Consider the following 11,611-nt stretch of genomic DNA (forward strand, 5'->3'; position numbering starts at 1 on the left):
CGCGCTCACGAAGAACGACAAATCGAAGCTGGAGTCGCGGGGACAACGGCGAAGCGACCCCGGGTATTCGCTCAGCCCAGGCGCTTCTTCGCGGGCTGGAGCGTCAGCGTGCTCTTCGCCTGGGACTCCACGGCCTCCCGCGTGTACAGCAGCGGGTGGCACTCGACCTTCTGGTTCATGTCCATCAGGTCGTCCCGGTGCGGGTGAAGCAGATGCTCAGACTGCCCGGGCGCGTGAATGGCCACCGACTTCGTCAAATCTCCCAGGTCGATGACCACGCGCAGCGCGGTGCCGTGGACCACGTCGAAGGGTCGGCTCCAGATGAAGGAGGCGCCGTCCACCGAGTAGGTGTCCCCGCGCGCCGGCAGCTCCCGGGTGTTGAAGAGCTTGCGCAGCGGCTTCGGGCTGCTCGGCCCGCCCAGCACCACGTGCTGGTACGTCAACGTGTGGACGCGGCCCCAGGTCCAGGACTTGAGCTCGGGCCCGTAGCGCTCGGTCAGCCACTTCAGCGCCGCCGTGAGCGAGCGCCGGAGGATGTCGTCGCGCGTCTCGCGCTCCGGCGTCGTCGGGTCGTCCCACCACGCGTCGTCCGGCTTGCCCATCAGGTCCACCACGAGCGGCATGTGCATGCTGCCGTGCCGCTCGTAGTCGCTGTCCAGGTAGCGCTCCACCAGCTTCGGCCCCAGCTTGTGGCGCAGCAGGGCGCGCAGCACCTGGATGTACCAGGCGTGGAAGAGGGTGGCGCCCACGCGGTCCACCTCGAAGCGCAAGTCCCACGCGGCCAGCTCCGCCAGCGCCTTCGCCTGCGCGTCGTCCGCGGGCTTCATCGACAAGAGGTGCGGGCGCATCAGCTCGGCGGGGATGGAGTACGTCTCCGACTGGATACGGCGCATGTCCTCCACCGTGTGCTTCGTGCCCTCGGCCAGCAGGTCCGTAATCCGCCGGGCGCGGTAGCCCGGGAACCAGTTGTGGGCGATGACGTACGGGTAGTCGTCGGACGTAATCTTGTTGTTGGCCGTGGCGGCGAAGCCCGCGGGCGGGTTGAGCGAGGAGGGCAGGTCCTCGAAGGGGATGTAGCCCTGCCACTCGTACTCGCCCGTCCAGCCCGGCACCGGCACCGTGCCCTGGTGCCCCGCGGCGCGGATGGGGATGCGGCCCGTGGACTGGTAGCCCACGTTGCCGTCCGAGTCCGCGTACACGAAGTTCTGTCCCGGGCTCTCCCACAGCTTGCAGGCCGCGCGGAACTCGTCCCAGCTCTTCGCCAGGTTCATGCTCACCAGCGCGTCGATGAGGGGCCGGCACTCCGGGTGGGCCCACCGCAGCGCCATGGGCTCGGAGTCCCCGAGCGTGCGGCTCATCGCCTTGTTGAGCAGTGGCCCGTGCCGGGTGCTGCGGATGACCACTGACGCGGGCGGGCCGCCGCGCACGGGGATTTCCTCGCGGATGACCTCCAGGTCATGCCAGGTGCCCTGGTACTCGTAGCGCTTGGGCGACTTCGGGTCGTCCAGCTTCTCCACGTAGAAGTCCTGGGTGTCCGGCCCCAGGTTGGACATGCCCCAGGCGGCCTTGCCGTTGTGGCCGATGACCACCAGCGGCACGCCCGGCAGCGAGTAGCCCACGTGGTTGAAGCGGCCGCCGTGCAGGCCGTTCTCGTACCAGGGCGACGGCATGCCCAGGCCCATGTGGATGTCGTTGGCGAGCAGCGGCTTGCCGCTGGCGGTGCGCTGGCCGTGCACCACCCAGTTGTTGCTGCCGGTGACGATGTTCGGGTCGCCGAGCACGGCGTCCGTGGCGTCCAGCCCCTCCATCGTCTTCACGCCGCGCAGGCCCTTGTACATCGCCTCCGGGGGGACGATGAGCGGCGTCTGCGGGGCGTGGACGGGCAACAGCAGCGCGGCGACCTCCTCGCCCGCCTCGGCCACCAGCCGGGCCCGCAGCAGCTCCAGCCGGTAGTTGCCGCCCAGCATCAGCGACAGCAGGTTGCCGCGCACCAGCGTGTCCAGCGGCGTCCACGGGGCCGGGGTGGTGCCCAGCACGGTGAACTCCAGGGGCAGCGGCTCGTTGGCGATGCGCGCATTCACGCCCGCGGCGTACGCGTCCAGGATGGCGCGCGAGTCCGCCGACACCTGGGGCAGCGTCTTCTCCGCCATGCGCCGCAGCCCCAGCGTGCGCATGATGTGGTCCATGGGGACCACCGGGGGGCCGAGCACGGAGCCCAGCAGGCCATTGCCGGTGAGGCGGCCGAACTCGAGCTGCCACATCCGGTCCTGCGCGTGCACGTAGCCCTGCGCGAAGAACAGGTCGTGCTCGTCCTGCGCGTAGATGTGCGGGGTGCCCCAGGTGTCGCGGATGACTTCCACCGGGCCGTGCAGCCCGTCCACCTGGAGCGCGCCCTGCGTGCGGGGCCAGCGGCGGCGGGCGAGCCAGGGGCCCACGCCGGGCGTGGCGAGAGCCAGCACGGGGGGCAGCTTGCGAAGCAACTGGAGCCAGCGGTTGAAGGTGCTCATGTCTCGGTGCTCCCGGTCGTGGCGAGGCGCGGTGCGGCTCCGACGTCCGCCGCGATGTCCGCGGGCATGGGCGTGGGCACGTGGGGTTTCTGGGGTTGGGCGGGCAGGGCGTCAGGCAGCTCGGACTCCACGTTGCGCGCGCGGGGCGACAGCCACAGCACGACGACGTTCGTCAGCATCATCACGCTGAGCATGACGAACATGAGCGCGACGCCGCGGCCCTGGCCGGTGCCAATCACCCGGCCGACGCTGGAGGCGAGCGCGCCATCCGTGGCCATCAGGGGCTCGAAGACCTGGTCCGCCAGCACGCCGCCCAGCAGGGACACCACCAACCCCATGGCCTGGAACACCACCCGGCGCAGGGCGGCGACGCGGCCCTGCAGCTCGGGCGGTACCTTCGTCTGCCAGACGAACTGGTTGCAGGCCGAGATGAGCGGGAAGGTGAAGACGAAGACGGCGGCCGACACGGCGATGAGCGGCACGCTGGGCGGCAGGGCCGCCAGCGGGAGGATGAGCCCGGACACGAGGGAGAGGGCCGCGATGCCGAGCACGCGGCGCTGGGGGCCGCCCCAGATGCTGGTGAGGAGGCCGCCGGCCAGCCCGCCAATGCCGGCGACGGAGGCAATCCACTTCAGGTGGTCGATGTCCGAGAAGGCCAGCACCAGCGGGTTGATGAGCAGCATCACCATGCCGACGATGAAGCCGCTGGTGGTGATGAAGACCATCAGGCCGAAGAGGCCCGGCCGCTCACGGATGAACTTCCAGCCCTCCACCAGGTCCGCCTTCAGGGAGCGCTGACCCGCCTTCTTCGTGGCGTCGCGGGGCGGCATGGGGAAGCGGACGAAGAAGAGCGCGCCGATGGCGAAGATGTAGGAGATGGCATCCACGAGGAGGATGCCGCGCAGGCCGATGGAGCCCAGCAGTGCGCTGGCGATGAGCGGGCCGGCAATCTGGGCGATGGCGGCGCTCAGCTCCGTCATCCCGCTGGCGCGACCCAGGTGCTTGCGGGGGACGAGCAGCGGCACGGTGGAGGACCAGGCCGGGAAGCACAGCGTGGAGAAGGCCGAGCCGATCAGGAGCGGGCCGTAGAAGTACCAGACCTTGATGGTCCACCACCCCGCGTCCTGGCCGGCGAACACTCCCCAGATGAGGAAGATGCCCAGGGCCGCGCCCAGGTCTCCCACGAGCATGAGCTTGCGCCGGTCCCACCTGTCCGCGAGCACGCCCGCCAGGGGCGACAGCAGCACCATGGGCAGTGAGCCGAAGAAGCCGACGAGGGCGAAGCCGGTGACGGAACCGGACGTCTGGTAGACGTACGCCCCGAGCGCGAACGTCGTCAGCGACGAGCCCAGCATGGAGATGAACTGCCCGAGCCAGACGGCCCCGAAGGTCCGCATCGAGTAGCCCGGTGAAGGAGGGGCTTGGGGTGTCATGAGGCGTCGCGCTCCAGAGAGTCCAGGTGATTGACGAGCCGCTCCGCCACATGGGGGGCGTTGGGCGCGGTGAGCAAGGTGTAGTGGTCGCCCGGCACTTCATACACCGTGAGCGTGCCGCCGAGCCACGCACTCCAGCCCAGGTCCTGAGCGCGAGGCGCGCCGCTCGGGGGAGTAGCGGCCCGGAGCAGGAGGGCCGGACCCATGTAGGCCCCCGCGGGCACGTAGTTTCGCTGGGCGTGACTGAGCCGCTGATACACACGGAAGAGTCGCTCGGCCGCGTCGAGGTCCAGGTCGAGCCCACCGGAGGGTGAGCGCCGCGCCTGCTCCAGCACGTAGGCCAGCGCGCCCCGGACGTCCAGACGTCGCAGGTGCTCCACGTCCAGCGGCAGCGACTGCCACGGCAGCCCGAGCACCCGGCCGAAGCCGGCCAGCTGCATGAGGGCGTCCGGCTCGGGCCGAGGCTGCGAGTCGGGTGCGTGGCTGTCGAGCAGGGCGAGCAGCTCTACTTGCTCGCCTGCTGCCTGGAGGAGCCGGGCCATCTCGTAGGCGACGAGTCCTCCGAAGGACCAGCCCCCCAGGAGGTAGGGCCCCTGGGGCTGCACGGCGCGCAGCTGGGCGAGGTAGTCGCGAGCGAGGACTTCGATGGAGGCGGCGGGCAGCTCGCCCCCGTCGATGCCGGAGGCGGACAGGCCGTAGAGGGGCCTGTCGTTGCCGAGCAGGCGGACGAGCTCGGTGTAGCCCAGCACGCTGCCGCCACCGCCGTGGACGAGGAAGAGGGGTCGGCCGGTAGCGGTGCCCGCGTCCAGGCGGACGAGGTTGGAGGTGGAGCGGGAGGCGTCGTCGCGCAGCTCCAGCCGCTGTGCCAGGCGCTCCACGGTGGCGCCCTGGAAGAGGGCTGACACCGGCAGTGTGACTCCGGTGCGCTCGCGGAGTCGGGCCATGAGGCGCACGGCGAGGAGGGAGTGGCCTCCGAGGGAGAAGAAGTCGTCGGTGGCGCCGACCTTCTCGACGTGGAGCACCTCGGCCCAGACGGCGGCGACGGCCTCCTCGGTGGGAGTGCGAGGGGCGACGTAGGCGGCGCCCGTGGAGGAAGCGTCCGGGGTGGGCAGGGCCTTGCGGTCGACCTTGCCGTGGGTGTTGAGGGGCAGGGCCGCCAGGAAGACGAAGGCGGAAGGCACCATGTACTCGGGCAGCGAGCGGAGCAGTGAGGTGCGCAGCTCGGCCGTGTCGAGGGTGTGGCCTTCGGGCGTGACGAGGTAGGCGACGAGGCGCGGGTTGCCGGGGACGTCCTCGCGCGCGAGCACCACGGCGCGGCTGACGCTGGCTTCCTGCTCCAGTGCGGCCTCGATTTCACCCAACTCGATGCGGAAGCCGCGCAGCTTCACCTGGAAGTCGATGCGGCCCAGGTAGTCCAGCTCGCCGTTGGCCAGCCAGCGCACCTTGTCACCGGTGCGGTAGAGGCGGCCTCCAGCCGTGGTGCTGAACGGGTCCGGAATGAACTTCTCGGCGGAGAGCTCGGGGCGGCCGAGGTAGCCGCGCGCCACGCCCGCGCCGCCGATGAAGAGCTCACCGGGGACACCGGTGGGCACCGGCTGCATGCGCTCGTCGAGGACGTACACCTGCACGTTGGCGAGAGGGCCGCCGAGGGTGGGCCGGGAGGCGCCGCGAATGGCGCGAGCGGTGGTGTCGACGGTGCACTCGGTGGGGCCGTAGACGTTGAAGCACTGGATGAAGGGGTGGGCGGACAGCTTCGCCCAGAGCGCTTCGTCCACGGCTTCTCCGCCCACCAGCACGCGCAGCGGCCTTGAAGAGGCCAGCCCCTCTTCCAGCAGCAGGCGCAGGTGAGAGGGCGAGCAGTCGAGGACGTCGAGTTGGTGATTCTCCACCCACGCCTTGAGCAGCGAGACGTCCTCGCGAGCGGCCTGGGGCACGACGCAGAGAGCATGACCATCGGCCACCTGGATGAGCTGCTTCACCGAGGCGTCGAAGGCGAGCGGCGCATTGAGGCTGACGCGCAGTGCGCTGCCTGCCCCTGCGTAGACGGCAGAAGTCAGAGCGGCGCGCAGGTTCATCACGGAGGCGTGCTGAACCATGACGCCCTTGGGGCGGCCGGTGGAGCCGGAGGTGTAGATGACGTAGGCGAGGTGCTCGGGCGAGGTGACGCGGGGCGGGTTGGCCTCGGACTCGCGCGAGAGCGCCTGCGTGGTGGACGCGCCGTCCAGATACACCGCTTCCACGGAGGCACCTTCGAGCTGCGTCTTCAGGTGGCTCTGGGTAAGGGCGAGCAGGGCGCCACAGTCCTGGAGCATGAAGGCCAGGCGCTCACGCGGGTAGGCCGGGTCCATGGGGACGTAGGCACCACCGGCCTTGAGGATTGCGAGGACGGCGACGACCATGTCCACGCCACGCTCCATGCAGAGCGCGACGCGCACCTCCGGGCCGACACCACGCGAGCGCAGCCAGCGGGCGAGCTGGTTGGCGCGGCGGTTGACCTGCGCGAAGGACAGCGAGGCGGAGTCGTCGAGGACAGCCAGTGCATCAGGCGTACGAGCCGCCTGCTGTTCGAAGCGCTCGTGCAGCGCGCCGTCCCAGCCTGCCTCGTGACGCGTGTCATTCCAGCGCACCAGCAGTTGCTGACGCTCGGATGCGGGCAGCAGGGACAGCTCACCCACGCGCGTCTCCGGCGCGGACACGGCGGCCTGCACCAGCATGGTGAAGTGCTCCACCAGGCGGGTGATGGTGCCCGGCTCGAACAGGTCCGTGCGGTAGCTCAACGAGCCACCGAGGCCCTCGGGGCCCTGGGCCAGTGAGAGCGTCAGGTCGAACTTGGTGGCCTGAGGGCCGGACTCGAAGGACTCCACGCTCAGCGGAGCGCTGTCCTGCGCACGGCCCTTCACCTCCACGGTGGCCGTCGGCGCGTTCTGCAGGACGAGCATCACCTGGAACAGTGGTGAGTGACTCAGGCTGCGCTGCGGGCGCAATTCCTCGACGAGCTTCTCGAAGGGCACATCCTGGTGCTCGTAGGCGCCCAGGGTGGTGGAGCGCACCTTGGCGAGCAGCTCGCGGAAGGTGGAGCGCGGGTCCACCAGGGTGCGCAGCACCAGCGTGTTGACGAAGAAGCCGATGAGGCCCTCCGTCTCCGAGCGGGTACGGCCGGCGATGGGCGAGCCGACGGAGATGTCGTCCTGGCCGGAGTAGCGGGCCAGCAGCACCTGCCAGAGGGCCAGCAGGGCCATGAAGGGCGTGGTGCCCTCGCGCTGGCAGAGGGCCAGGAGCGCCTCGGACACGGAAGCGGAGAGCTGCACCGGCTGCCATGCGCCCCGGTGGGACTGGACGGCGGGACGGGGCTTGTCGGTGGGCAACTCCAGCACGGGGGCCGCGCCGGAGAGCTGCTGACGCCAGTACCCCAGCTGCCGCTCCAGCGCCTCACCCCGCAGCCACGAGCGCTGCCAGGCGGCGAAGTCGGCGTACTGCACCGGCAGGGCGGGCAGGCGGGGCTCCCGGCCCGTCGAGTGCGCCGCGTAGAACTCCGTCAACTCGCGCACCAGCACGCCCATGGACCAGCCGTCGGAGACGATGTGGTGCATCGTCCCGATGAGGACATGGTCCTGTTCGCCCAGACGCAGCACGAGGGCACGGAAGACGGGGCCTCGCGCCAGGTCGAAGGGACGCTGGGCCTCTTGCGCGGCCAGCCTGTGGGCCTCGGCCTCGCGCACCGCGGCGGGCAGCGCGCTCAGGTCCACCACGGGCAGCGGGAAGTGCGGCAGCGGGTGGATGACCTGCACGGGTTCGCCGTCCTGGACGCCGAAGGTGGTGCGCAGGGCCTCGTGCCGCTCGACGAGCGAGACGAAGGCCTGCTCCAGCGCGCCCACGTCCAGCGGCCCACGCATCCGCAGCGCGGTGGGGATGTTGTACGCGGGACTGCCGGGCTCGAGCTGGTCGATGACCCACAGTCGCTGCTGCGCGAAGGATAGCGGCAGCTCATCGGTGCGCGGCACGGGCACCAGGGGCGGAGCCTGGACGGCGCGCGAGTGCACCGCCGCGTCCACCCGCTTCGCGAGGGCGGAGAGGACCGGGGCCTCGAAGAGGGCACGCAGGGGCAGCTCCACGCCGAAGGCGGCGCGGATGCGCGAGATGACCTGCGTGGCCAGCAGCGAGTGGCCGCCCAGCTCGAAGAACTGCGCGTCCGCGCCCACGCGCTCCAGGCCCAGCACCTGTCCCCACAGGCCCGCGAGCAGCTCCTCGGTGGGCGTGCGCGGGGCGACGTGCTCCGCCGTGGACGTCGGAGCCTCGGGCACGGGCAGGGCCTTGCGGTCCACCTTGCCGTTGGGCGTCAGCGGCAGGGCCTCCAACACCACGAAGGCCGAGGGCACCATGTGCTCGGGCAGCCGCTGCTTCGCGGTGGCCCGGAGCGACTCGACGTCCACGGACATGCCGGGGGTGGGGACCACATACGCCGCGAGGCGCTTGTCGCCGGGGCGGTCCTCACGCACCAGCACCAGCGCCTGCCGCACGCCGGAGTGCGAGGCCAGCACCGCCTCGATTTCACCCAGCTCGATGCGGAAGCCACGCAGCTTCACCTGGAAGTCGGTACGGCCGACGTAGTCCAGGGTGCCGTCCGCCCTCCAGCGCACGAGGTCTCCCGTGCGGTACAGGCGCCCACCGGGCTCGGTGCCGAACGCATCCGGCACGAACTTCTCGGCCGTCAGCTCCGGCCGGTTGAGGTAGCCGCGCGTCACGCCCACGCCGCCGATGCACAGCTCGCCGACGATGCCGATGGGCACCGGACGCAGGTGCCGGTCCATCACGTAGAGCCGCGTGTTGGCGAGGCCCCGGCCCAGCGGAGGCCGCTGCCCATCCGGCACGCAGAGGTGCATGTTGGCGATGACGGTGGTCTCGGTGGGGCCGTACACATTGAACAACCGCCGGCCAGGAGCCCACTTCTCCACCAGCTCGGCCGTGCAGGCCTCGCCGCCGGAGAGAATGGTGCCCAGCGTCTCCAATCCTTCCGTGGGCAGTACTGCCAGGACGGAGGGAGGCAGCAGCAACTGGTCGATGGCCTGACCGCGCAGCACGTCCACCAGGGACTGGCCGGGCATCAGCTCTTCGCGTGGCGCCATCACCAGGGTGGCGCCGTGGAACAGGGCCAGCGTCACCTCGTACACGGAGGCGTCGAAGCTGAAGGACGCGAACTGGAGCACGCGCTGGCCGGGATGGAAGCCCGTGACGCGGGCGATGTCCGCCGCGAGGTTGGGCACACCGCGGTGGCTCACCATGACGCCCTTCGGGCGGCCTGTGCTGCCCGAGGTGTAGATGATGTACGCCAGGTTGTCGGCCGTGCCGACGCGGGCCGGCGCTGTAGCCGGGTGGCGCGAGAGGACGGGCTCGGCGGTGTCCAGCGTCAGCACGTCGCCCGAGAACGCGGGCAGCGTGTCGAGCAGGTGAGAGTGGGTGAGGAGCACCGGTGCGCCGCAGTCCTGGAGCATGAAGTCCAGGCGCTCGCGGGGGTAGGCAGGGTCCATCGGCACGTAGGCGCCGCCGGCCTTGAGCACGCCGAAGAGCCCGACCACCACGTCGAACGAGCGCTCCAGGCACAGCGCCACCCGCATGTCGGGCCGCACGCCCCGGGCGCGCAGCTCATGCGCGAGCTGGTTGGCGCGCATGTCCAGCTCCCGGTAGCTCATCGTGCGCTCGCCGAAGCGGAGGGCCGGAGCGTCAGGCGTGCGCAGCACCTGGGCCTCGAACAGCTCGTGGAAGCGGGCGCCCTCCGCGAGGGGCGCGGCCGTGTCGTTCCACTGCTCGATGACCTGGCGCCGCTCGTCCTCGCGCATCAACGGAAGCTCGGACAGGCGCTGGCGCGGGTTGGCGGCGATGGCCTCCAGCAGGGTGTGGAGGTGGCCCGCCATGCGCGCGACGGTGGAGGCGTCGAACAGGTCGCTGTTGTAGTTCAGCGAGCCGAACAGCCCTCGCGGGCTCGGAGTCATCGCCAGCGTCAGCTCGAACTTGGAGACGTGGGTAGGAGTCTCCACGGTGGAGAGCTTCAGGCCCGGCAGGGAGATGGAGGAGTCCGGCAGGTTCTGCAGCGAGAACATGACCTGGAACAGCGGCGAGCGGCTCATGTCGCGCTCGGGCTGGAGCACCTCCACCAGCTTCTCGAAGGGCACCTCCTGGTGGGCATACGCGCCCAGCGTGGACTCGCGCACCCGCCCCAGCAGGGACGCGAAGGTGTCCTCGTCTGACACGCGGGCGCGCAGGGCGAGCGAGTTGACGAAGAAGCCGATGAGGCCCTCGGTCTCCGTGCGGTTGCGGCCGGCGATGGGCGAGCCGACGACGACATCGTCCTGTCCCGAGTACCGGGAGAGCAGCGTCTGCCAGGCGGCGAGCAGCACCATGAAGAGGGTGGCGTGGTGTTGGCGGGCGAGCGCCTCCATTTGCTGACCCAGCTCGGCGGGAAGCGCGAAGGAGTGTGTCTCGCCGTGGAAGGTCTGCACGGGCGGACGGGGCTTGTCGGTGGGCAGCTCCAGCGCTCGCGGAGCGCTCCCGAGCTGCTGCTTCCAGTAGCCTAGCTGGGCCTCCAGCACCTCGCCGCTCAGCCAGGAGCGCTGCCACACCGAGTAGTCGGCGTACTGCATCGGCAGCGGGGGGAGATGGGGCGTCTGGCCCGTGGCGTGGGCCTCGTACAGTGCGGCCAGCTCGCGAACGAGCACGCCCATGGACCAGCCGTCGGAGATGATGTGGTGCAGGTTGAGCAGCAGCACATGCTCGTCGGGCGCGAGCTTCAGCAGCGAGGCGCGGAAGAGCGGTCCCCGTGAGAGGTCGAACGGGCGGACGCCGTCTTCGGTGGCCAGCCGCTGGGCCTCGGCCTCGCGCTTGTCGGTGGGCAGTGCGCCCAGGTCCAGCAGGGGGAGGTGGAAGTCCGAGACAGGGTCGATGACCTGCACGGGCTCACCGTTGCTGGCGGCGAAGGTGGTGCGCAGGGACTCGTGACGCTCGACGAGCGCGCCGAGGCTGCGCTCCAGGGCCGCGAGGTCCAGGGCTCCGGTGAGCCGCACCGGCGAGGGCATGTTGTAGGCGGAGCTGCCGGGCTGGAGCTGGTCGATGAACCACAGGCGCTGCTGTGCGAAGGACAGCGGCCGCGCGGCGGAGGAGGCTGCCCGGAGCAGGAGCGCGGGCGCCTGGAGCGAGCCTCCCGCCAGGAGTGCGGACTCGATGCGCTCGGCGAGGGCGGCGACGGTGGACGCCTCGAAGAGGGCGCGCAGGGGCAGCTCCACGCCGAGCTGGGAGCGGATGCGTGAGATGACCTGCGTGGCCAGCAGCGAGTGTCCACCCAGCTCGAAGAAGTTGCCGGTGATGCTCACCTGGGGCACGCGCAGGACGGCCGTGAACACCTCCGCGAGCTTCTCTTCAATGGGAGTCCGCGGGGCGACGAAGGCTTCGGTGGGCGAGGCCTGGACCGCGTCGGGAGCGGGCAGTGCCTTGCGGTCGACCTTGGCGTTGGCGGTGAGGGGCAGTGCGTCCAACCGCACCAGAGCGGAGGGCAGCATGTACTCGGGCAGCCGTTGCTTGAGCGCGGCACGCAGCGCGGCCATGTCGAGCGACTCGGGAGCGGCGACGTAGCCGACGAGGCGCTTGTCGCCGGGCACGTCTTCACGCACCAGGGCCACGGCC

Annotated in this window: 3 protein-coding genes; all 3 read right to left on the reverse strand. The window is 70.7% G+C overall.

The features are described from left to right. Window positions 1-71: 71 nt before the first annotated feature. From G4D86_RS50795 to G4D86_RS50805, 3 genes are read right to left on the reverse strand one after another with little or no spacing between them, the layout of a single operon-like run. The gene (locus tag G4D86_RS50795; RefSeq protein WP_164002941.1) at window positions 72-2,507 is read right to left on the reverse strand and encodes a penicillin acylase family protein; all 2,436 of its coding nucleotides are present in this window, start codon (window positions 2,505-2,507) and stop codon (window positions 72-74) included. Then, a complete protein-coding gene (locus G4D86_RS50800) occupies window positions 2,504-3,940 on the reverse strand; it encodes an MFS transporter (protein ID WP_164002942.1) in 1,437 nt (478 codons plus the stop codon). Before G4D86_RS50800 ends, G4D86_RS50795 begins: the two co-directional genes overlap by 4 nt. Next, window positions 3,937-11,586, reverse strand: a complete 7,650-nt coding sequence (locus G4D86_RS50805; RefSeq protein WP_205520424.1) for an amino acid adenylation domain-containing protein — start codon at window positions 11,584-11,586, stop codon at window positions 3,937-3,939. The genes G4D86_RS50800 and G4D86_RS50805 overlap by 4 nt, the downstream gene beginning before the upstream one ends. Window positions 11,587-11,611: the final 25 nt, after the last annotated feature.

The sequence above is a fragment of the Pyxidicoccus caerfyrddinensis genome, assembly GCF_010894405.1.
In the GTDB taxonomy this organism is placed as follows: domain Bacteria; phylum Myxococcota; class Myxococcia; order Myxococcales; family Myxococcaceae; genus Myxococcus; species Myxococcus caerfyrddinensis.